The sequence below is a fragment of the Streptomyces sp. JHA26 genome (assembly GCF_002005565.1).
Taxonomy (GTDB): Bacteria; Actinomycetota; Actinomycetes; order Streptomycetales; family Streptomycetaceae; genus Streptomyces.
The window spans coordinates 19,570-41,046 of record NZ_BDJC01000053.1 but is presented as its reverse complement, the minus strand read 5'-3'; the positions used below and the strand labels follow the sequence as shown (position 1 = coordinate 41,046).

The 21,477-nt window shown below is 73.0% G+C and carries 21 protein-coding genes; 13 read left to right on the top strand and 8 right to left on the bottom strand.

The annotated features are described in order from the left end of the window. Nucleotides 1-54 precede the first annotated feature (54 nt). Nucleotides 55-495: a DUF2267 domain-containing protein gene (locus tag JHAT_RS26565; RefSeq protein ID WP_077800795.1), complete on the top strand. Its 441-nt coding sequence runs from the start codon at nucleotides 55-57 to the stop codon at nucleotides 493-495. On the opposite strand, the gene JHAT_RS26560 is transcribed toward JHAT_RS26565, so the two are convergent. The 5 genes from JHAT_RS26560 to JHAT_RS26540 form a co-directional block, all read right to left on the bottom strand. Next, a complete protein-coding gene (locus JHAT_RS26560) occupies nucleotides 479-2,809 on the bottom strand; it encodes a PI-PLC domain-containing protein (protein ID WP_253195613.1) in 2,331 nt (776 codons plus the stop codon). The genes JHAT_RS26565 and JHAT_RS26560 overlap by 17 nt on opposite strands. Nucleotides 2,810-2,989: 180 nt before the next feature. After that, nucleotides 2,990-4,003 (bottom strand): ABC transporter ATP-binding protein, encoded by a 1,014-nt coding sequence (locus JHAT_RS26555; protein ID WP_077800794.1) that lies wholly within the window; start codon nucleotides 4,001-4,003, stop codon nucleotides 2,990-2,992. After that, nucleotides 4,000-5,976, bottom strand: coding sequence for a dipeptide/oligopeptide/nickel ABC transporter permease/ATP-binding protein (locus JHAT_RS26550; protein ID WP_077800793.1), 1,977 nt, complete (start codon nucleotides 5,974-5,976; stop codon nucleotides 4,000-4,002). The genes JHAT_RS26555 and JHAT_RS26550 overlap by 4 nt, the downstream gene beginning before the upstream one ends. Next, complete coding sequence (locus tag JHAT_RS26545; RefSeq protein ID WP_077800792.1) at nucleotides 5,976-6,926, bottom strand: ABC transporter permease; 951 nt, start codon at nucleotides 6,924-6,926, stop codon at nucleotides 5,976-5,978. The genes JHAT_RS26550 and JHAT_RS26545 overlap by 1 nt, the downstream gene beginning before the upstream one ends. Nucleotides 6,927-7,009: 83 nt before the next feature. Further along, nucleotides 7,010-8,563: an ABC transporter substrate-binding protein gene (locus JHAT_RS26540; protein ID WP_077800811.1), complete on the bottom strand. Its 1,554-nt coding sequence runs from the start codon at nucleotides 8,561-8,563 to the stop codon at nucleotides 7,010-7,012. A gap of 188 nt (nucleotides 8,564-8,751) precedes the next feature. Here JHAT_RS26540 and JHAT_RS26535 point away from each other — a divergent pair, with 188 nt between their 5' ends. The 6 genes from JHAT_RS26535 (at nucleotide 8,752) to JHAT_RS26510 (ending at nucleotide 14,921) form a co-directional block, all read left to right on the top strand. Further along, complete coding sequence (locus JHAT_RS26535; protein WP_077800791.1) at nucleotides 8,752-9,504, top strand: FadR/GntR family transcriptional regulator; 753 nt, start codon at nucleotides 8,752-8,754, stop codon at nucleotides 9,502-9,504. A gap of 231 nt (nucleotides 9,505-9,735) precedes the next feature. Continuing rightward, the gene (locus tag JHAT_RS26530) at nucleotides 9,736-10,758 is read left to right on the top strand and encodes an acetylxylan esterase (protein WP_077800790.1); all 1,023 of its coding nucleotides are present in this window, start codon (nucleotides 9,736-9,738) and stop codon (nucleotides 10,756-10,758) included. Nucleotides 10,759-10,784: 26 nt separating this feature from the next. Beyond that, nucleotides 10,785-12,260: an exo-alpha-sialidase gene (locus JHAT_RS26525; protein WP_077800789.1), complete on the top strand. Its 1,476-nt coding sequence runs from the start codon at nucleotides 10,785-10,787 to the stop codon at nucleotides 12,258-12,260. An 80-nt stretch (nucleotides 12,261-12,340) separates the two neighbouring features. After that, nucleotides 12,341-13,300 (top strand): dihydrodipicolinate synthase family protein, encoded by a 960-nt coding sequence (locus JHAT_RS26520; RefSeq protein WP_077800788.1) that lies wholly within the window; start codon nucleotides 12,341-12,343, stop codon nucleotides 13,298-13,300. Next, the gene (locus JHAT_RS26515) at nucleotides 13,297-14,244 is read left to right on the top strand and encodes an ROK family protein (protein ID WP_077800787.1); all 948 of its coding nucleotides are present in this window, start codon (nucleotides 13,297-13,299) and stop codon (nucleotides 14,242-14,244) included. Before JHAT_RS26520 ends, JHAT_RS26515 begins: the two co-directional genes overlap by 4 nt. Continuing rightward, nucleotides 14,241-14,921, top strand: coding sequence for an N-acetylmannosamine-6-phosphate 2-epimerase (locus JHAT_RS26510; protein WP_077800786.1), 681 nt, complete (start codon nucleotides 14,241-14,243; stop codon nucleotides 14,919-14,921). The genes JHAT_RS26515 and JHAT_RS26510 overlap by 4 nt, the downstream gene beginning before the upstream one ends. Nucleotides 14,922-14,984: 63 nt before the next feature. Here JHAT_RS26510 and JHAT_RS26505 read toward each other — a convergent pair whose 3' ends face one another. Next, nucleotides 14,985-16,439, bottom strand: a complete 1,455-nt coding sequence (locus JHAT_RS26505) for a glyceraldehyde-3-phosphate dehydrogenase (protein ID WP_077800785.1) — start codon at nucleotides 16,437-16,439, stop codon at nucleotides 14,985-14,987. Nucleotides 16,440-16,603: 164 nt separating this feature from the next. Between JHAT_RS26505 and JHAT_RS26500 the strand changes: the two genes are divergently transcribed. Further along, nucleotides 16,604-17,074, top strand: a complete 471-nt coding sequence (locus JHAT_RS26500; protein ID WP_077800784.1) for an SRPBCC domain-containing protein — start codon at nucleotides 16,604-16,606, stop codon at nucleotides 17,072-17,074. Nucleotides 17,075-17,348: 274 nt separating this feature from the next. Beyond that, the gene (locus JHAT_RS26495; RefSeq protein ID WP_077800783.1) at nucleotides 17,349-17,750 is read left to right on the top strand and encodes an SseB family protein; all 402 of its coding nucleotides are present in this window, start codon (nucleotides 17,349-17,351) and stop codon (nucleotides 17,748-17,750) included. Nucleotides 17,751-17,965: 215 nt separating this feature from the next. On the opposite strand, the gene JHAT_RS26490 is transcribed toward JHAT_RS26495, so the two are convergent. Next, nucleotides 17,966-18,358, bottom strand: a complete 393-nt coding sequence (locus JHAT_RS26490; protein ID WP_077800782.1) for a MarR family winged helix-turn-helix transcriptional regulator — start codon at nucleotides 18,356-18,358, stop codon at nucleotides 17,966-17,968. A gap of 271 nt (nucleotides 18,359-18,629) precedes the next feature. On the opposite strand from JHAT_RS26490, the gene JHAT_RS26485 reads away from it, so the two are divergent. The 4 genes from JHAT_RS26485 to crcB (JHAT_RS26470) all read left to right on the top strand — a co-directional run bounded on the left by JHAT_RS26485 (nucleotide 18,630) and on the right by crcB (JHAT_RS26470) (nucleotide 20,306). Beyond that, a complete protein-coding gene (locus tag JHAT_RS26485; protein WP_077800810.1) occupies nucleotides 18,630-18,917 on the top strand; it encodes an ArsR family transcriptional regulator in 288 nt (95 codons plus the stop codon). Nucleotides 18,918-19,099: 182 nt separating this feature from the next. Beyond that, complete coding sequence (crcB, locus tag JHAT_RS26480; RefSeq protein ID WP_077800781.1) at nucleotides 19,100-19,549, top strand: fluoride efflux transporter CrcB; 450 nt, start codon at nucleotides 19,100-19,102, stop codon at nucleotides 19,547-19,549. Continuing rightward, nucleotides 19,546-19,935: a DUF190 domain-containing protein gene (locus JHAT_RS26475; protein WP_077800780.1), complete on the top strand. Its 390-nt coding sequence runs from the start codon at nucleotides 19,546-19,548 to the stop codon at nucleotides 19,933-19,935. Before crcB (JHAT_RS26480) ends, JHAT_RS26475 begins: the two co-directional genes overlap by 4 nt. Then, the gene (gene crcB / locus JHAT_RS26470) at nucleotides 19,932-20,306 is read left to right on the top strand and encodes a fluoride efflux transporter CrcB (RefSeq protein ID WP_077800779.1); all 375 of its coding nucleotides are present in this window, start codon (nucleotides 19,932-19,934) and stop codon (nucleotides 20,304-20,306) included. Before JHAT_RS26475 ends, crcB (JHAT_RS26470) begins: the two co-directional genes overlap by 4 nt. Before the next feature lie 21 nt (nucleotides 20,307-20,327). Here crcB (JHAT_RS26470) and JHAT_RS26465 read toward each other — a convergent pair whose 3' ends face one another. Further along, entirely contained in the window at nucleotides 20,328-21,398 is a 1,071-nt protein-coding gene (locus JHAT_RS26465; RefSeq protein ID WP_171991068.1) for a fatty acid desaturase, read from the bottom strand. Nucleotides 21,399-21,477 lie beyond the last annotated feature (79 nt).

The following is a 21,477-nucleotide window of genomic DNA, read 5'->3' as shown; positions in this document are numbered from 1 at the left end:
TCACCGGCCGGCCGCACCCGACCACCCCACGAGCGAGAAAGGCGCCCTTCACCGATGCAGACCAAGACGGCCCCGGCGACGGTCACCACCATCCCGGCCATGTCGTACGGCCAGATGCTGGAGCAGGTCCGTTACCACGGCGCGTATCCCACCCGCGAGCGGGCCGAACAGGTCGTCCACGCCGTCCTGTCCGCCCTCGGCCGCCGCGTCACCGGCGAGGAACGCGTCGAGCTGGCCGCCCGCCTGCCCCGCGAAGCGGCCCGGGTCTTCGCCGCCGAGATCCCCGGGACCGAGGCGATGACCGGCTGGGCCTTCGTCAGGGACCTCGCCACCCGCACCGGGGGCAGCCTGGCCACCACCCGCTGGGACGTCGGCTCCGTCCTGGGCGTCGTCGCCCGTCTCGCCGGCCCCGACCTGCTCGACCGGGTCCTCGCCCAGCTCCCCTCCGGCTACGCGATCCTCTTCGGGCGCGCGGAACTCACCCAGGCGGCCTGACCTCGGCCCACCGGGCGGTACGACGGCCGCCGCGCGCCCCGGGCGACGGTCGCGCGGCGGTTCGGAGGCCCGCGGTGCCGGCCCGCACCGTGCCGGGGAGCCTCCCCGGCGACCGCTTCACGGGGAACCGCGAACCGTCCTGGAGCCGCTCGGCGTTGAGCTCGTCGACCGCGCCCCGGGCGTCACCGACCGTGGCGTAGTCCACGGCGACGAAGTTGACCGGCCTGCCCCGCCGCCGCTCGCAGTCGTGGGCCCGTTCCAGCACCCGCTGCCGGGAGTTGACCGTACCGGCGTCCAGCCGCCGGCCGCCGCCGGCCGTGACGAAGTGGTTGAGCAGGAACAGCCGCTTGTCCGTCCCGCCCCGGTTCGGCAGGCAGGTCATCGCGTCGGGGTTGCGGAAGGCGAACGGCGTCTCCATGCCGTACCGGTAGAAGTTCCGGTACCACGGGGCGGGGCCGTCCGCCTTCTCCGCGAACACCACCAGGCGCCGACCGCCGTCGATCATGTCCTTCAGCTTCGGCCACGGACGGTCCGGATCGCCGGCCGGCACGTACAGCAGGTCCGCGAGCCCGGCCTGCTCGAAGGCGTGCCGGGTGGCCTCGGCGTCGACCCCGTCCTGCACGATCAGGGTGACGATCTCCGAGGGGTGCGCGCGCAGCCAGTCGCCGATCTGACGCACCGTGGGCGTCAGTTCCAGCGCGCCCGCGCCGCACACCGAGTGGCACAGCCACAGGCCCGGGTGGGGCGGGTTCACCCGTTCCAGGATCCCGGTGAGCCGCCGGCGCAGCTCCGGGGAGAACTCGGAGGCGCTCAGCCGGTCCGCGACCTCCTCGGGGCGCTCCCAGCGGTGGGTGTCGAGGAGCAGGGCGCGCACCCCGGCGTCCAGCTGGCCGACGATGTCGGGATCCTGGAGGGGGCCGATGAAGCGGTCCGCCGTCGTGGCCATGGCGTTGTGCGCCGCGAGCTGGGCGATCTCGTCGTAACGGGCGTCGCACAGCTCGGCGCTGCCCTGGCAGATCCGCAGGGAGGGGCCCGTGAGCGCCACGGGGGCGAACACCGTACCGGCCAGCGCGCACGCCGACACGACGGCGGTCAGCGCCGGCCCGTGCCGCGGATCGGTGAACACGGGCACCGTCGGCCTGGTCTGCCAGACCCAGGAGACGGTGATCAGCAGCGCTCCCGCGGCGAGCAGGATCACGGCGACGACAGTGGCCGTGGCCGACACCCGGTCCAGGGCGGTGGCCTGGACGTCGGCGAGGAGACGGGCGGCCGTCGGGGGCCACGACGCCGGCGCCCCGAAGAGCGCGTCGCCCAGCGTGAGCCGCAGGAGGAACACCGTCAGCGCCGTGAGCGAGGCGGCGGCGGTCAGTACCCAGCCCAGCGGCATCAGCCGCCGCTTGACGGGGGAAGGGGGGGAGAACCACAGCAGCGAGAGCGCGGCCGCGCACAGGAGCGCGGCGACCGGCTCCACGACCTCCTGGAACAGCCGCGTGACCGCGCGTGCCCGGTGCACCGGGGCCAGCTCGTCGCGGGAGGGATCGAGGCGCACGGTGATGACCCAGGTGCCGTCGCGTGCCTCCCGCAGCAGCTCGGCCGCGGTCGCCCGGACCTGGTCCGTCAGGGCGACCGGCGCGAGCGCGGCCAGCGCCGCGGCCACGTCCCCCCGGTCCAGCGCGGTCTCCACGGTGGGCCCGATGCCGTCGCGCGCGCCCTCCGGCACCAGCCGCAGCAGCGCCTGGGTGGCCGCGGCCGCCTGGGCGGGGGAGAGCGGCAGCGTCGGCAGGTCCTCGAGCGGCGCCTCGCCCGCCACCACCTGCGCGGCCATGTCGGACAGACGTTGCACGAAGGCCCGGAAGTCGGGTTCGGTGCGCTGTTGCAGGGCGGCGACGGCGTCACCGAAGTACGCCCGGCTGAGCCTCTCGACGTTCGCGACGACGGGTTCGAGGTCCACCGTGACGCGCAGCCCGTCGCGGTCGCCCTCCAGGTAGTGGACCACCTCGGCGATCTGCCGGTCACCCATGGTCCGCAGCGTCTCCGGCGGGATCACGACCTTGAGGTTCGAGGTGATGGTGGACTGCGGGACGGGCAGCCGGTCCAGCAGTTCCTGGGTGAGCGGCGTACTGTGCGGATCGACCAGCACCTCGTCGTAGAACCGCTGGTAGGCGTGCTCGTCCTCGAGCACCCGGCTGTAGAACGAGGGGTCGAGCACGGTGCTGCGCACCACGGCGGCCGCGGCCAGGACGGTCAGGCTCAGCACGGCCACGGTCCGGACCAGCACGTGGACCCATGCCGAGCGGTGAACCAGTCCCTCCATGGCGCCCATTCTCGTTCCCGCCGGCCTCGTGCCGGCCACCGCTTCCGCCCCGTGGCGGCGACGGATGCCGTCGGGGTGACCTGCGGGTCCGTGGGCAGGTCCCGTCCCTCGTACCCAGGAAGGGCGGACAGGTCACCCCTGCCCGCCCTTCCCGCACTCCGGCCCGCGGACCGGAACGGTTCACCCCGTGGTCGTGGCGCGGGCCTCGGCGGGCTGCGGATGGACGCAGTGCCAGCGATGCCCGTCGGGACCGTCCGTCGCCGCCGGGAAGACGGTGGCGCACGCGTCGTCCGCCTTCCAGCAGCGGGTGCGGAACGGGCAGCCGGACGGCGGGTTGGTGGCCGAGGGCACCGGACCGTGCAGCACGATCCGCTCGGGCCGCTCCAGCAGGCTCGGCGTCGCGGACAGCAGCGCCTCGGTGTACGGGTGCCGCGAGGCACCGGAGACCTGTGCGGCCCCGCCCTCCTCGACGACGCGCCCCAGGTACAGCACCGCGATGCGGTCCGCCAGGTAGCGCACCGTCTGGACGTCGTGGGAGATGAACACCATGCCCAGGCCGAGCCGGGCGCGCAGATCCACCAGCAGGTTGAGGATCTGGGCCCGCACCGACACGTCCAGGGCGCTGGTGGGCTCGTCGGCGACGATCAGCTCCGGCTCGAGGGCCAGGGCCCGGGCGATGGCCACGCGCTGACGCTGCCCGCCGGACAGCTGACCCGGCAGCGCCTCGAGGGTGTGGCCGGGCAGCCCGACCAGGTCGAGCAGCTCCTCGACCCGGCTCTCCCGCTCGGCCGGTGTGCCGCGCTTGTGGACGTCCAGCGGATCGCGCAGGATCCGGCGCACGGGCAGCCGCGGATTCAGCGCGGTCGACGCGTCCTGGAAGACCACGCCGACGGCGGCCCCGAACCCGGTACGGCGCTCGGCGGCGCCCATCGTCCACAAGTCCCGCCCCCGGAAGTACACCTGCCCCTCGGTGGGGCGCTGGAGCCCGGTGATCACGCGGGCGAGCGTGGACTTGCCGCAGCCCGACTCGCCGACCAGCCCGAGGATCTCGCCGCGCCGGACCTCGAGGGAGGCGTCGGTGAGGGCGTGCACCGCGTCCCGGCGGAAGACACCGCCGCTGCGGGCCTTGTGCCGTACGTGGATGCGGTCGAGCCGGACGAGTGGGTCCATGGTGCTGTCCTCGGTGGCGGTCATCGGGCACTCTCCAGCGACTTCGCCGCACGGTTCGCGGACGCCGGGTGGTGGCAGGCGAAGACGTGGTCGAGACCGGCGTCGCGGTCGGTGGCGGGCGGCGGGGTGGTGGCGCACAGGTCGGTGGCGGCGGCGCAGCGGGACGCGAACCGGCAGCCGGCCCCGAACGCCTTCGGGGCCGGCACGACACCGCGGATCTGGTGCAGCCGCCGGGCCCCCGACTCCAGCGACACGACCGAGCCGAGCAGCCCCCGGCTGTAGTGGTGCGCCGGGTCGGTCAGCAGCGCGCGGGTGCCGCCGGCCTCGGCGACCTGTCCGGCGTACATGACCGCGACCCGGTGGGCGAGGTCGCCGACCAGGGCGAGGTCGTGGGAGACGAGGACCATCGCGAAGCCGAGTTCGTCGCGCAGCCGGACCAGCAGCTCGACCACCTGGGCCTGCACGGTGACGTCGAGGGCCGTGGTCGGCTCGTCGGCGATGAGCAGGCGCGGGCTGCGGGAGAGCGCCATCGCGATCAGCACGCGCTGGCGCTGCCCGCCGGACAGCTCGTGCGGGTAGCTGCGCAGGGTGCGCTCGGGGGACAGGCCGACCAGTTCGAGCAGCTCGGCGGGGGTACGGGTGCCGCCGCGGGAGGTGAGCCACTTCAGCTGGGTGCCGATCAGCACGGACGGGTTCAGGGACGACATGGCGTCCTGGTAGACCATGGCGATCTCCGGGCCCATCAGCGCCCGGCGTTCCTTCTGCGCGACCTTGAGCAGGTCGCGGCCCCGGTACAGGATCTCACCCTCGGCCTCGGCGTTGCGGGCCAGCAGGCCCATGATCGCGAGGCTGGTGATGGACTTGCCGCAGCCCGACTCGCCGACCAGGCCGAGGGTCTCGCCCTCGCGGACGGTGAAGGAGATGCCGTCGACGACGCGGGTGTCGCCGTAGCGGTCCGGGAAGCGGATGGACAGGTCGCGCACGACCAGCAGTTCGGCCGCGTCCTCGGCGAGCGGCGGCACGGCGGGCTCCATGGCCTCGAGCCGGGTCGCCAGCTCGGCGAGCGCGGCGTTCACCTCGGCGTCGTCCGCCGCGGGCGCCGCGGCGGCGGCGTTGTCGTCGGAGTCGGTGCCGCCGGTGCGGGACTTGTCCGGGGATGCGGCGGCGTCCGTCATGCCCTCGGAGAGCACGTTCAGCGCGAGCACGGTGACCAGCACGCACAGGCCGGGGAAGAGGGTCGCCCACCAGCCGCCCGACAGCAGGATCTGCCGGCCGTAGGCCAGCACGCTGCCCCAGCTCGGGTCGGGGTCCTGCACACCGGCGCCGATGAAGGACAGGCTCGCCTCGAAGATGATGGAGTCGGCGACCATGACCGTCGCGAACACCAGCACCGGCGCCGCGCAGTTGATCGCGACGTGCCGGGCCACGATGTAGCCGCGGCGGGCGCCGATGACCCGCTCGGCGGCGACGTAGTCCTCGCCGTACTGCTCCAGCACGTTGGCCCGCACCACGCGGGCGAGCGAGGGCGAGTAGACGAACGCGATGGTGAAGATGATGACCGGCACGCTGGGACCGAAGACCGCGACGAGCACGGCGGCCAGCGCGATCGGCGGGAAGGACATGACGACGTCGAGCGTGCGCATCACCGACTCGTCGGCGAGCTTGCGCGAGGTGGCCGCCAGCGCGCCCAGGGCGGAGCCGAGGACCAGGGCGAGCAGGGTGGCGCCGAGTCCGATGACCAGGGAGTAGCGGGCGCCGTGCACGACCCGGGCGAACACGTCGCGGCCGGCCCGGTCGGTGCCGAACCAGTGGTCGGCGCCCGGTGCCTGGGCGGGGGTGCCGGTGGCGAGCGGGTCCTGGGTGAGCAGCGGGGCGAACACCGCGCCCAGCACCACCACGAGGAGGATCCCGAGGGCGATCCGGGAGGGCACGGGCAACCGGCGCAGGCGGGTGCCGGGCCGGGCGAGGCGCCCGGCGAGGGAGCGTGGAGCGAACATCACACCGTCCTGATGCGCGGGTTGACGAGCAGGTAGAGCAGGTCGACGACGACGTTGACCACGAGGAAGGCGATCGCGATGGTGAGCACGGTGCCCTGGACCAACCCGACGTCGCCTCCGTTGACGCCTTCGAGGATCAGCTTGCCCATGCCGGGCAGGTCGAAGATCGCCTCGATGACGACGGCGCCGCTGAGCATGTAGCCGACCTTGACGCCGAGCACGGTCAGCGGGGTGACCAGGGCGTTGCGCAGCACCGAGCGGATGATCAGGAACGGCGGCAGGCCGCTGCCCCGGGCGGTGCGCACGTAGTCGCGGTCGAGTTCGGTGACCATCGAGGTGCGGATCAGCCGGGCGAGTGACGAGGCGACCGGCAGGGCGAGGGAGAGCGCGGGCAGCGTCATGCTCTCGATCCAGCCGGAGAAGGAGTCGGCCGGGTTGACGTAGCCGCCGGTCGGGAAGACCGGCATGTTCAGCGAGAACTGCTGGATGAGCAGCACGCCGATCCAGAACGAGGGCAGGGCGATGCCGGCCATCGACAGCACCCGGAAGACCTGGTCCGGCCAGCGGTCGCGGTAGACGGCGCTGAGGACGCCGAAGACCAGCGCCAGCACGACGGCCAGCGCGAGGCCGAGCAGGGTCAGCTGCAGCGTGAGCGGGAACGCGGTGGCGATCCGGTCGGTGACGGGCTGGCTGGGCGACATGGTGACGCCGAGGTCCCCCCGCAGCAGGTCGCCCAGGAAGGCGAAGTAGCGCACGGGCAGGGGGTCGTCGAGTCCGTTCGCCTCGGCGAACGCCGCTCGCGCCTCCGGGCTCGCCGACTCGCCCAGCGCGTTGTACGCGGGGTCGGTCGGTGAGAACTGGAGGACCACGAAGACCAGCAGCGCGATGCCGAGGACCATCACCGGCATCATCGCGACGCGGCGCAGCGCGAGCCGGAGAAATGCAACCATCGTGAGGTTCCTAGCGATTGGGGCGGGGGCCGCCGCAGCCCGTGCCGGCGCGGCGGCGGCCCGACGGCGTGGGCGTGCGGGGGTCAGCCCCGGCCGACGTCGAGGAAGGACAGCCCGGTGGTGGGCAGCGGCCTGAAGTTCGTCAGCGCCCCTTCCCGCCAGGCGGTGGGCAGCTTGCGGTGCAGGATCGGGTACAGGGCGGCCTCGTCGGCGACGAGGTCGGTCACCTTGCCCCACAGCTCCTTGCGCTTCGCCTCGTCGGCCTCGGCCGCGGCCTTGTCGAGCAGCGCCTTGGTCTGCTTGTAGGCGTCGCTGCCCTTCCACGCGTAGCGGTTCTCCGGCCAGAAGCCGTAGTAGAACCAGCGCAGCAGCAGGTCGGCGTCGTTGCCGAACACGGACGGGTCGCCCGGCGCGGCCAGTGCCTCGAAGCTGCCCTGGTCGATCTTGGCGTACTGGGCGGCGGACTGCTGGATGTCCAGTTTGGCGTCGACGCCCACCGCGGCCCAGCTCTCCTTGATCAGCGGCGCGATGTCCTTGACCCAGCCGTTGTCGGTGAGCATCAGCGTGAAGGACAGCTTGCCCACGCCGGCCTCGGCGAGCAGCTCCTTCGCCTTCGCCGGGTCGTGCGTGTAGACGGTGGCGGCCTTGTGGTAGTCCGGGTGGGTGGCCGGGACGTACCCGGAGGCGGCCTCGGCGTTGCCCAGCAGCGCGGTGGAGATGATCTTCTCGGTGTCCAGGGCGTAGTGCAGCGCCTGTCGCACCCGCTTGTCCGCGAACCGTTTGTCGGCGCAGTTGAACATCAGGAAGAGCAGCCCGAACGACTGGACCGACTCCACCTTCTCCTTGCCGGTGAAGCCCTTGATGTCGATGTAGGGCACGTCCTCGATGGCCTGCACGCGCCCGGACTTGAGCGCGCTGACCCGCGCGGACGGGTCGGACATCAGCCGCCAGATCATCTTCTTGGCCTTGGCCGGGCGCGGCCCGTTGTACTTGTCGTACGCCTCCATGACGATCTTGTCCTCGCGGACCGCCGAGACGAACTTGTACGGGCCCGTGCCGACGGGCCTGGCGTCGAAGGACTTGGCGTCGGCGCCCGCGATCTTCTCCGGAACGATCCGCACCACGGATATGCGGGAGGGGAAGAGCGCGAAGGCGTACTTCAGCTTGAACTCCACCGTCGACTTGTCGACGGCCGTGACCTGGTCGATGAACGGGACGAACTGCGCCATCAGCGAGGCGTTCTTCTCGTCGAGGACGCGCTCGAAGCTGAACACCACGTCGTCCGCCGTGACCGCCGAGCCGTCGTGGAAGGTCGCGCCCGCGCGCAGGGTGGCCCGGTAGGTGGTGGCGTTGATCTTCTTGGGCATCTCGGTGGCGAGCGCCGGCCGCGCCACGAGCGTGACCGGGTCGAGGTCGACGAGCCCCTCGAAGATGTGCATGTTGGCGGCGTACGGGGTCGCGCCCGAGGTGATCATCGGGTCGAAGCCGGTGGACAGCGGGTACGAGAGGCCGGCCTCGATGGTGTCGCCGGCGCCGCCCGAGTCACCGGTACCGTCTCCGCTGGACGCCGGGCCTCCGCAGGCCGTCAGACCCGTGGTGATCGCGGTCGCCACACCGATGGCACTGGTATATCTCATGAAGGTGCGGCGATCGACGCCGGCTGCACTGCGCGCGGACAAGGAGTCCTCCAGGCGGGAGATGAGAGATGTCGAGCAAGGTGGAGGAGGCGGATGTGGTCGGCGCCTCACCGACTGTGCATCAGACGTCTGATGTCTGATGCTTGATAACGTGGGAACGTAGCCGGGCGAATGAGAGGGGTCAAGAGGTGGCGGTGGGGCAAAGGGCGATTCGGCAGAGAGTGCCGGAGCCCAAGACGGTACGACAACCGTTGCGGCAGGAGGTCGTGGACGGCATCAAGTCCTACATCCTGCGCAACGACCTGCGCCCGGGGGATCCCTTGCCGACCGAGCCCGCCCTGTGCGAGGCGCTCGGCGCGAGCCGCTCCAGCGTGCGGGAGGCGATCAGGATCCTCACCGCGCTCGACATCGTCGAGGTGCGGCACGGTCACGGCACCTACGTCGGCAGGCTGAGCCTGTCCGCCCTGGTGGAGAGCCTGACCTTCCGGGGGCTCCTCAGTCCCGACGACGACTTCCAGGTGATGAGCGACCTCATCGAGGTGCGCGAGCTGTTCGAGCGGGGCATGGCGGACCGGCTCGTCTCCTCCCTGGCCGAGGAGCAGATCGACCTCCTCGCGCAGCACGTCGACGAGATGCGCAGAGCCGGCGCGGGGGAGGGGCGCGGCTTCGTCGAGGCCGACCGGGCCTTCCATACCCTGCTTCTCGCCCCGCTCGGCAACGACCTCATCGGTCAGCTGTCCACGGCGTTCTGGGACGTCTACGTCATCGTCGCACCGCACCTGGACGTGTTCACGCGCGAGCACGAGGCGGCCACCATCGCCAATCACCAGCGCATCGTGGACGCCGTGCGCGACCGCGATCCGGTCGAGTTCGCGGCGGCCCTCACCGAACACTACGCTCCGGTGCGTCAGCGGATCGAGGAGGCCCGCGCCCGACGCTGACGGCCCCGCCGACGGCCGAGGCGCCCCCCGCCGGGGGGCGCCTTCTTCGTGCGCGCGGCAAGCGGGCGTGCCGGGCGTCCCCGGGCGGGGCACTTGACGGTCGCCGCAGCGGTCTCTAGTGTCCTCGATCAACAGACATCAGACGTCTGCTGTTTCGACGGGGCCGGTTCCGGCCGGCCCTCCCGTTCTCCGCGCTGCGCCGCGCGCACGCCTCACCCACCGGGGCCACCCATGCCACTGACGGACCTCACCCTCGCCCAGTGCCTGGCACTGCGGCCGGACCTCGACGAGCCCGCCGACCTCGACGCCTTCTGGGAGCAGACCCTGCGGGAGGCCCGCGAACACGGCGGCACGCCCGGCTTCACCCACGTGGACACCGGCCTGACCGAGGTGACGACCTACGACGTCACGGTGCCGGGCTTCGCCGGCGAGCCCGTCCGGGGCTGGCTGCACCTGCCCGCACGGGCGAGCGGACCCCTCGGCTGCGTGGTGGAGTTCCTCGGCTACGGACGCGGACGCGGCCTGCCGCACGAGCAGGTGCTCTGGGCCAACGCCGGCTACGCGCACTTCATCATGGACACGCGCGGCCAGGGCTGGTCCACCGCCGGTGGGGACACCCCCGACGCCGCCGCCCTGAACGGCACCGTCCCCGGCTTCCTGACCCGGGGCGTCGAAAGCCCCCACGACCACTACTACCGGCGGGTCTACACCGACGCCGTGCGCTTCGTGGAGGCGGCCCTCGCCCATCCGGCCGTGGACCCGGACCGGGTCGTCGTCACCGGCATCAGCCAGGGCGGCGGCATCGCCCTCGCGGTGGCCGGGCTCGTGCCGGGCCTGGCCGGGGTGATGCCCGACGTTCCCTTCCTCTGCGACATCCGGCGCGGCGCGACGATCGCGGCCCAGCCGCCCTACACCGAGGTCGCCGAGTACCTGCGCCTGCACCGCGACCGCACCGGGACGGTCTTCACCACCCTGTCCTACGTCGACGCGGCGCTGCTGGCCGCGCGCGCCACCGCCCCGGCCCTCTTCTCCATCGCGATGATGGACGAGGTCTGCCCGCCCTCGACGAGCTTCGCGGCCTACCACCGCTACGGCGGCTCCAAGGACGTACGCGTCTACGAGTTCAACGGTCACGAAGGCGGCGGCGGCCACCATCGCCGCGAACAACTGGCCTGGGTACGGGAGCTGCTCCGCGCACCCCGCCCCGAGGCCCCCACCGCTCTCTCCGCCCTGCACGACCCCCAGCTCGCCTGACCCCTCACCCGAGAAGAGGCCCGTTCATGCAGCGAAGAGTCACCCTCGCCCTCGCCACCGCGGCCCTGACCGTCCTGGCCGCCACCGTCCCCGCCGCCCACGGGGCCACCTCCGCCCCGACGGCCACCGGCACCCTGACCTCCCAGGACATCGCCACGGCGGGCACCGGCTCCCCCTACTACCGCATCCCCGCCCTGACCCGCACCACCCGGGGCACGCTGATCGCCGCGTACGACGCCCGCCCCACCCTCGGCGACCTGCCGGGCAACATCGGCATCGTCCTCAGGCGCAGCACCGACGGCGGCGCCACCTGGCAGGCCCAGCAGGTCGTGCGCAAGGACGCCGCCCCCAAGGGCTACGGCGACCCCAGCCTGCTCGTCGACCGCGAGACCGGCCGCGTCTTCGTCTTCTACGCGGCCTCCGTGAACCAGGGCTTCTTCGGCTCGGCCACCGGCAACGACGAGAGCGACCCGAACATCCTCCAGGCCGACTACAGCTACTCCGACGACGACGGAGTGACCTGGAAGCACGAGCGGATCACCGCCGACATCAAGAACCCGGCCTGGGCCGGCATGTTCGCCGCCTCCGGAGAGGGCATCCAGCTGCGCCACGGCACCTACAAGGGCCGGCTCGTCCAGCAGTACGCCATCCGCAACAACGGGGCCAACTACGCGGTCAGCGCCTACAGCGACGACCACGGCGCCACCTGGAAGATGGGCACCCCCGTCGGACCCGGCGGCGACGAGAACAAGACCGTCGAGCTGTCCGACGGCCGCGTCATGCTCAACAGCCGCTCCGCGCCGTACCGCACGGTGGCGTACTCCTCCGACGGCGGCGTCACCTACACCCCCTTCCAGCAGGACACCGAGCTGCCGGACCCGTCGAACAACGGCTCCATCACCCGCTTCGCGCCGGACGTGGCCGCCTCGCACCCGCGCGCCTCCTGGCTGATGTTCAGCAACACGGCGACGACCAACAGTCGCAGCAACCTCACCGTCCGCCTCTCCTGCGACAACGGGGAGACCTGGCCGGTGCGCAAGACCGTCGAGTCCGGCGCGGCCGCCTACTCGACGCTCACCCCGCTCAGCGACGGCACCGGCGGCAACGCCGCCATGGGCCTGCTGTGGGAGCGGGCCAACTACCAGCACATCACCTACTCGTCCTTCGACCTGAAGTGGCTCGGCGGAGTCTGCGCCCCGGTCACCGTCACCCCGCCCGCGTCCCTCCCCGCCGGCCGGACCACCGACGTCACCGTCCGCGTCGTCAGCCAGAACGACGTGGCGCTCCCGGCCGGCACGGTCTCCCTCACGCTGCCCGCGGGCTGGAGCGCCCCCACCGTCACCATGCCGGCGCTCAACCCGGGCCAGGGCGCCAACGTCAAAATCCCCGTCACCGTCCCCGCGAACGCCACCGCGGGCACCGTGTCGACGACCGCGACCTACGAGGTCCGCGGCACCCAGCACTCCTACGGCGACAAGACGCTCACCGTCACCGCGCCGTAGCCAGGCCACGGGCCGCCCGGCGCCGGCATCCCGGCACCCGGCGGCCCGTTCCACCACTCGTACAGCCCAGGAGAAACACCATGTCCTCGTCCCAGCCCCTGAGCGGCGTCGTGCCGCCCGTCTGCACTCCTCTGGACGCGTCGGGCGAAGTCGACACCGCCTCGCTCACCCGACTCGTCGAGCACCTCGTCGGCGGGGGAGTGCACGGGCTGTTCGCCCTGGGCTCCAGCAGCGAGGTCGCCTTCCTCACCGACCGGCAGCGGGCCGTCGCCCTGGAGACGGTCGTCGAGGCCGTCGCAGGCCGCGTCCCCGTGCTGGCGGGCGTCATCGACATGACCACGCCCCGGATGCTCATCCACGCCGAGGCCGCCCGCGCGGCCGGCGCCGACGCCCTGGTGGCCACCGCCCCCTTCTACGCCCGCACCCACCCGCGCGAGATCGCCGCCCACTTCCGTGCGCTCCGCGCCGCCGTCGACCTGCCCCTGTACGCCTACGACCTCCCCGTCTCGGTGCACAGCAAGCTCTCCGCCGCCCTGGTGCGCGAACTGGCCGAGGACGGCACGCTGGCCGGCCTCAAGGACAGCAGCGGCGACGAGGGCGGCCTGCGCCGGCTCCTCGTCGAGCTCGGCGGACGCCACGGCCGCGCCGACGGCCCCGCGCCCTCCTTCAGCATCCTCACCGGCTCCGAACTGACCGTGGACGCCGCCCTGCTGGCCGGCGCCGACGGCGTCGTCCCGGGACTGGGCAACGTCGACCCGGCCGGCTACGTCCGCCTCTACGACGCCGTGCGCGGCGGCGACCTGGACAGCGCCGTGAAGGAACAGGAGCGGCTCGTGGAGCTGTTCGGCCTGGTCGACGCGGGCCCGGAGAGCGAGATGGGGCGCAACTCCTCGGCCATCGGCGCCTTCAAGCACGCGCTGCGGCTGCTCGGTGTGATCACCCACGGCACCACCGCCGCCTCGCAGGTCCAGCTGGGCGAGGAGTCCATCGCCCACGTCGAGCGGCACCTGCGCGGCGCCGGGCTGCTGCCGGTCCGATGACCGCACGGCACCTCGACGGGCCCGTCATCGGCCTCGACCTCGGCGGCACGAAGATCGCCGCCGCCCTCGTCGGGGCCAGCGGCACCGTACTGGCCCGGCACACCCTGCCCACCCCGGCGACCCGGGGCGCCGGGGCGGTCCTGGACACGATGGCGGAGGCCGCCCGCGCGGTGTGGGCGCCCGGCACCACCGCGGTCGGCGTCGCCGCGGCCGGCGTGATCGACCCGGTCTCCGGGACCGTCACCAGCGCCACCGACACCATCCGCGGCTGGGCCGGCACCGCGCTCGCCGCCGGCCTCGCCGCCCGCACCGGCCTCCCCGTGGCCTGCGACAACGACGTACGCGCCGCCGCCGCGACCGAACTCGAGAACCTCGGTGCCGACGGCACCCTCCTCTACGCCGCCGTCGGCACCGGCGTCGGCGGCGCCGTCGCCGCCGCCGGGCGCGTGCTGCACGGCGCGGCCGGGATCGCCGGACACCTCGGACACCTGCCGAGCCCCGAGGCGGACGGGCTGCCCTGCACCTGCGGGGCCACCGGCCACCTGGAAGCCGTCGCGGCGGGCCCCGCCATCACCGCCCACTACGGTCGGCTCGGCGGGAACCGGGCCGACCGCCTCCAGACCGTCGCCGAACGCGCGGCCCACGGGGACCCGCACGCCACGCGGGCCATCACCGTCGGCGCCCGTGCGGCCGGGCGGGCCCTGGGCGGCCTCGCCAACGCGCTGGGCCCGCACCGCGTCGTCGTCGCCGGCGGCGTGACCCGGATCGGCGCCCTGTACTGGGACGCCCTGCGCACCGCCTTCGCCGCCGAACTCATGCCCCCGCTGCGCCCCCTGCGCCCGACGCCGCCGCGCGGGGGAGCGGACGCCGCCGTCCTCGGCGCGGCCGCGCTCACCCGCACCCTGCCCCTGCACGTCCCCGACCCCACGGGAGCCCTCTCATGACCTCGGCCCGAACCCTGGCCGAAGCCCTCGCCGGCCGCCTGATCGTCTCCTGCCAGGCACCGCCCGGCGACCCCATGCGCCACACCGACACCCTGGTCCGCATGGCCCTGGCGGCACGCGACGGCGGCGCCGCGGCCGTGCGCGTCAACGGCCCGGAGGTCGTCGCGGCCACCGTCGGGGCCGTCGGCCTGCCCGTCATCGGCCTGTGGAAGGACGGCGACGGCGGCGTCTTCATCACCCCGACCGTGCGCCACGCGCTCGCCCTGGTGGAGGCGGGCGCCACGGTCGTCGCCGCCGACGCCACCGCCCGCCCGCGCCCCGACGGCAGCACCTTCGCCGAGCTGGTCGAGGCCGTCCACGCGGCCGGCGCCCTCGTCATGGCCGACGTGTCGGCCCTCGGCGAGGGCCGCGCGGCCGCCGCCCGGGGCGCCGACTTCATCGGCACCACCCTGTCCGGCTACGTCCCGGGCTCCCCGGTGCAGACCGCCCCGGACCTGGCCCTGGTGACCGACCTGGCCGGCACGCTCGACACCCCGGTGATCGCCGAGGGCCGCATCGCGACGCCGGAACAGGCCGCGCGGGCACTCGCGGCGGGCGCGCACAGCGTCGTCGTCGGCACCGCCATCACCGCGCCGACCGCGCTGACCAGGATGTTCGTGGAGGGCCTCACCGCCTGACCGGGCATGCGGAAGGGGCGGTGGAAGAGCTCCTCCCACCGCCCCTCACCCCTGCCGCCGGGATCAGACCGCCGGCGACGGGTACGTCGGGTACTCCACCCCGGAGACGTGCTGGACGACGCGGACGACCTGGCAGGAGTAGCCGAACTCGTTGTCGTACCAGAGGTAGAGGATGGCGTTGTCGCCCTCGACCTTGAGCGCGCCGGCGTCGATGATCGAGGCGTGGCGCGAGCCGATGAAGTCGCTGGAGACCGCGTCGGGGGCGCTGATGAAGTCGATCTGGCGCTTGAGCGGCGAGGTCAGCGACACCTCGCGCAGGTGGTCGAGGACGTCCTCGCGGGTCGTCTCACGGGCCAGCTGGAGGTTGAGGATCGCGATCGAGACGTCCGGAACCGGGACGCGGATCGAGCTGCCGGTGATCTTCGCCTTGAGGTCGGGCAGCGCCTTGGCGACGGCGGAGGCGGCACCGGTCTCGGTGATGACCATGTTCAGCGGCGCCGACCGGCCGCGGCGGTCCGACTTGTGGTAGTTGTCCAGCAGGTTCTGGTCGTTGGTGAACGAGTGGACGGTCTCCACGTGGCCGCGCAGCACACCGTACTCGTCGGCCATCGCCTTCAGCGGCGGCACGATCGCGTTGGTGGTGCAGGACGCGCAGGACAGGATCTGCTCGTCGGGCTTGATGGTGTCGTGGTTGACGCCGTGCACGATGTTCGGGACGTCGCCCTTGCCCGGCGCGGTCAGGACGACCTTGTCGATGCCGGGGCGCAGGTGCTTCGACAGGCCCTCGCGGTCGCGCCACTTGCCGGTGTTGTCGATGAGGATGGCGTTCCTGATGCCGTACGCCGTGTAGTCGACCTGCGTCGGGTCGTCGGCGTGGATCACCCTGATCGCGTTGCCGTTGGCGACGATCGTGCTGTTGTCCTCGTCGACGGTGATCGTGCCCTGGAACTGGCCGTGCACCGAGTCGCGGCGCAGCAGCGAGGCCCGCTTGACGATGTCCTCGGCGGCCCGGTCGCCGCCGCCCCGGACGACGATGGCACGCAGCCGCAGGCCGTTGCCCGAGCCGGCCTTCTCGATGAGCAGGCGGGCGACGAGGCGGCCGATGCGGCCGAAGCCGTACAGGACGACGTCGCGCGGCTCGCGGCGGTCGATCTTGTTCGCGCCGGTGGCGCCGGCGACGGCCTCGGCGGTGAACTCCGCCACCGACAGGCCGCGGTCGTCCTCCTTGTAGGTGGAGGCCAGCATGCCGACGTCGATCTGGGAGGGGCCGAGGTCCAGCGTGGTGAGGGCCTGGACGAAGGGGAGCGTCTCGGTGACCGACAGCTCGGCACCGGCGATCTGCCGGGCGAAGCGGTGGGTCTTCAGGATGCTGACCACCGACTTGTTCACCAGGGAGCGGCTGTGCAGCAGGACGGTGACGTCCCGCTCGCGGTGCAGCTTCCCGATCATCGGGATCATCGACTCCGCGATCTCCTCGCGGTTCTTCCAATTGGTGAACGAGTCCTCGTTGACAGTCACGTCTCTATCTTTCGAGCTAGGCGGCGCTCATATGCTAACCCCACCGCCTCCGTGATCGATCAAGTGGGCCCCTCGTCGATCAGATGAGTGCCGGACGGGCGGGTGCCGGCTCGCGCCCGGTGCGCGGGCTTGCCCGGATCCCGGCGGCGGCGAACAGTGGTGCCGTGCACTCGACACGGGTTTCCCGGCACGTGAACGCCCCGCGCGCGGCCGTGTACCGCGCGCTGCTCGACGCGGACGCCGTCGCGGCCTGGCGGACGCCGGACGACATGACGGCCCGGGTCCACACCTTCGACGCCCGGGAGGGCGGCACCTTCCGTGTGACGCTCACGTACGAGACGGCGACGGGCACCGGCAAGTCCGGCGCGCACACCGACACCTACCACGGGTACTTCGCACGGCTCGTGCCCGACGAACGGGTCGTGGAGGTGCTGGAGTTCGAGTCGGCCGACCCCGCTTTCGCCGGCGCCATGACGATGACCACCACGCTCACCGACGCGGCCGGCGGCACGGACGTCACCGTGGTCCACGAAGGGCTGCCCGACGCCGTGCCCGCCGCGGACAACGAGACGGGCACCCGCATGGCCCTGGCGAAACTGGCCGCGCTCGTGGAGGCCGCGGGCCGACCCGGCTGAGGGCCGGCCCGCGGCACCACCGGCCGGCCCGCGACGCCCCGGGAACGGGCGGCGTCCGCCGCGACCGTGACCGTCACCAGGGGCGATACCCCTCTGAGGTGAACATCTTCGGCCATGGGGCGAGACGGCCCGATCGCCCGAAAGGCCGCGGTGGCGCGGGCGTGGACCCCGGAACAGGATTGCGCCGTGGGCGATCGGGTACGCGAGGCTGGACCGCGCCCGTGCCGATCAGCCGCGCGGGCCCCACCCCACCGCCGCTACCAGGGAATCTGCCATGGAGACACCCGCGAACGACCACCCCACCACGCCCGCCCAGCGGGCCCTGGACGCGCTCGCCGAGAACACCGAGGACACGGCGGCGCTCGACACGCTCGCGAGCAGCGACGTGCTCGTGCCGGTACCGGACGACGCGAACGAGCAGGACGCCGCCGACCCCGGGATGCTGGCCCTGCCGGTGCTGGAGCAGCAGGGCGGCCGCCAGGTGGTGCCCGTGTTCACCTCCGAGCTGGAGATGGCCGGCCTGCTGCCGTACGTCTCGCGCTACCGCATGGTGCCGCTCGGCGCGCTCGCCGCGCAGTGGCCGGCCGACGACCTGTCGCTGTCCATCGACGCCGGCTCGGAGCACCGCCTGACGCTCACGTCGGACGGCGTCCGCACGCTGCTGGCCCGCCCCTAGGGACGCCGGAGCCGGCCCGCCCCCGGACGGCACGGGACACCGGCCCGTCCCGGGCCGGGGGCGCCGTTCGGATCGTGCCGGGGCCGTGGGGTCCGGCACGCGCGTCCGCGGCGTTGCCGCGGGTCGCCGGGGCTCCGCCCCCGCCGTCCTCCTCCGTCCCGCGGCCGCGGGCACCGCACCGTCGCCCGGAGCCGGGCCGAGGCGAACGGCACTCCCTAGTGGTCGCCCAGCATGCGGGCCAGTACGGACCGTTGCAGCGGCAGCACCTCGGCGTGCAGGTCGCGGCCCCGGCGGGTCAGGGCGACCCACACACCGCGCCGGTCCTCCGCGCACATGGAGCGCTCCACCAGCCCCTCCTTCTCCAGCCGCGCGATGAGGCGGGAGAGCGCGCTCTGGCTGAGGTGGACCCGGCCGACCAGGTTCTGCACCCGGCACTGGGCGCCTTCCTCCGACGCCTCGGCCACCAGGATGTCGAGCACCTCGAAGTCGCTCGCGCCCAGACCGTGCGGGTGCAGCACGCGGTCGATCTCGCACATCGTGCGGGCGTGCACCGAGAGGATCTCCCGCCACCGTTCCTCGAGCCGCGCCCCGGCCGTCTTGACTGCCATACCTGCACGGTAGCACCGGACGGAGGATTCGTTGATCGTGCAACTATTGCGGGTGCAGGGAACGGTCCGCTCCGCCTCGGTGGCACCTCCCGGTGACCGGCGGAGACACCCCTGGACACCCACGGCACCGAGCCGTCGGCCGGGAAACGCGGCGTGAGGGATCCACCGGGGGGCCGGTACCGGACACGGCGGCCGGAGTCCCGGACGGCGGGGCCCCGGCCGCGGGACAGTGGAGGCGGACGGGCACGGGAAGGCCCGGAGGGAGGGCGAGATGCCGAGGACTCCCGCGCACCGCACGCGGCTCGACATCCTGGAGTGGCTCGAGGACCCGGTCGCGCACTTCCCGCCGCAACGCCGCCCGGACGCCCTCGTACACGGCGTCGACGCGGGCCTCGTCGCCGCGAAGCTCGGCGTGCCGCGCCGGGTGGCCAGGAACCACCTGCGCCTGCTCGTCGCCCTCGGCCTGCTGCGCACCAGCAGGATCCGCCGACGCACCTACTACCGGCGCGACGAGGTCCGGATCGCCGAAGTGGCGCGGCTGTTCGAGAAGGGCTGGTGACCCCCCGGACCGCTCCCGAAGTGACCCGGACGGGCACCCGGCGCTAGGCTGGCGGGCGGCCGCGCCCGGCGCGCGGCGCGGCGGTGGGGCCCGCCGTACCCGAACCGCGGCACAGGTGCCGCCGACGGTCCCTACTTGCGCACGGGGGCGCCCCATGCCCGGCGAGTAGGAGACGTACCACCATGACAGCCCCGGACACGGACAGCCCCGTCGTGCCCCGGCGTCCCGCCCGGCGCACGCAGGCGCCGGTCGTCGCGGTCGTGGCGCTCGGCGGCGGCCTCGGCGCCACCGCCCGCTACGCGGTCTCCCTGGGATGGCCCGCGCACACCGGCGGCTTCCCCTGGGCGACCTTCTGGGTCAACGTCGCCGGCTGCGCGGTGATCGGCGTGTTCATGGTCGTCATCACCGACGTGTGGGCCGCCCACCGCCTCGTGCGGCCCTTCTTCGGCACCGGCGTGCTCGGCGGCTTCACCACCTTCTCCACCTACGCCGTCGACAGCCGGCAGCTGTTCGCCACCGGCCACGTCCGCACGGCCCTGGCCTACCTCGCCGCGACCCCGCTCGCGGCCCTCACGGCGGTCGGCCTCGCCGCATGGGCGACCCGCCGCGTCCTGAAGCGGAGGCAGCCATGACACGGCTCACCGGCAGCGCGCTGCGCCTGACCGTCCTCGTCGGCGAGAACGACACCTGGCACCACCGGCCCCTGTACTCGGAGATCGTCCACCGGGCCCACCGGGCGGGTCTCGCCGGCGCGAGCGTCTTCCGCGGCATCGAGGGCTTCGGCGCCTCCTCGCTGATCCACACCACCCGGCTGCTGTCCCTGAGCGAGGACCTGCCGGTGGCCGTCGTCGTCGTGGACACCGAGGAGCGCGTACGGGCCTTCCTGCCGCAGCTCGACGAACTCGTCACCGAGGGCCTGGCGATCCTCGACCCCTGCGAGGTCGTCCGGTACACCGGCCGCGGGCAGGCGCCCGGTGGACCCGGCACGAGGGGCCCGAGGGGGGAGGGGCCGTCGTGAACTGGCTGCTGGTCGCCGTGGGCGCCATGGCCGGCGCCCCGCTCCGCTACCTCACCGACCGCGCCGTGCAGTCCCGGCACGACTCGGTCTTCCCCTGGGGCACCTTCACGGTGAACGTCGTCGGCTGCCTCGTCCTCGGCGTGCTGACCGGCGCGGTGCTCGCCGGGGCCGCCTCCTCCCGCCTCCAGCTGCTGCTCGGCACCGGCCTGTGCGGCGCCCTGACGACGTACTCGACCTTCTCCTACGAGACGCTGCGGCTGACCGGGACGGGCGCCCGCCTGCACGCCGCCGTCAACGTGGTGGCGAGCGTGGCGGCCGGCCTCGGCGCGGCCTTCGCGGGGGTGGCACTGGCCGACGCGCTCTGGGCGTAGGGCGAGGCGACGCCCCGCGCCTCAGCGGGCGTCGCGCAGCGGCTCCCCGACGCTCCTCATGTGCCGCAGGGCCTCGCGGTGCGAGGCGAGCAGCCCGGTCTGGTGGTAGGGGACGCCCAGCTCGGCGCAGTACCGCTCGGTGATGACCTGGGCCCTGGCGAGGGCGGGCGTCGGCATGCTGGGGAACAGGTGGTGCTCGATCTGGTAGTTGAGGCCGCCCATGAAGGCGTCGATGAAGGCACCGCCCCGCACGTTGCGGGAGGTGAGGACCTGCCGGCGCAGGAAGTCGAGCCGCGTGCCCTCCTCGATCATCGGCATGCCCTTGTGGTTGGGCGCGAAGACCGAGCCCAGGTAGATCCCGAACAGACCCTGGTGCACGGCGACGAAGGCGAGCGCCCTGCCGGGGGAGAGGACCGTGAAAAGGCCGCCGAAATACAGGACGAAATGGGCGACGAGCAGTGTTCCCTCCAGCACCGGCCGCTTCATCGACGGGCTGCGCAGCGCCTTGAAACTGCTGAAACTCAGATTGAGTCCTTCCAGCGTCAGCAGCGGGAAGAACAGGGCGGCCTGGTGCTTTCCGATGAAGCGGGGAAGGCCCGTGGCCCTGCTCGCCTGACGCCGCGACCAGACCAGGATGTCCGGGGAGACGTCCGGGTCCTTCTCCTCGTGGTTGGGATTGGCGTGGTGACGGGTGTGCTTGTTCATCCACCAGCCGTAGCTCATGCCCAGCAGCAGGTTGGCCACCAGCAGACCGCCCGCCTCGCTCGGGCGGCGCCGCGAGAAGACCTGCCGGTGGGCGAGGTCGTGGGCGGCGAGTCCGAGCTGGCCGAAGACGACGGCCGACGCCACGGCGACGGCCAACTGGCTCCAGCTGTCCCCCAGGACGACGAAGGCCGCGACGACGCCGGTGAGCGCGAGGGCGACGGCGCCGAAACGCACCGTGTAGTACAGCGGGCGGCGCCGGAGCAGACCCGCGTCGGTTATGCGCCGTGACAGTTCGGAGAAATCGCTTCCTCTTCCGTTTCCCTTTTCGCGTTCCTTTTCCTTCTCGTGGGCGGAGGGCGTTTCGACGAGCACCGTGGGATTGGCCATGCGCTCCAGTATGTGAAGGGCCGTCCGTCCGCAGAATGACGTCAGCCCCCGAAGGGGGGTACAGCTGACCCCACCCCCC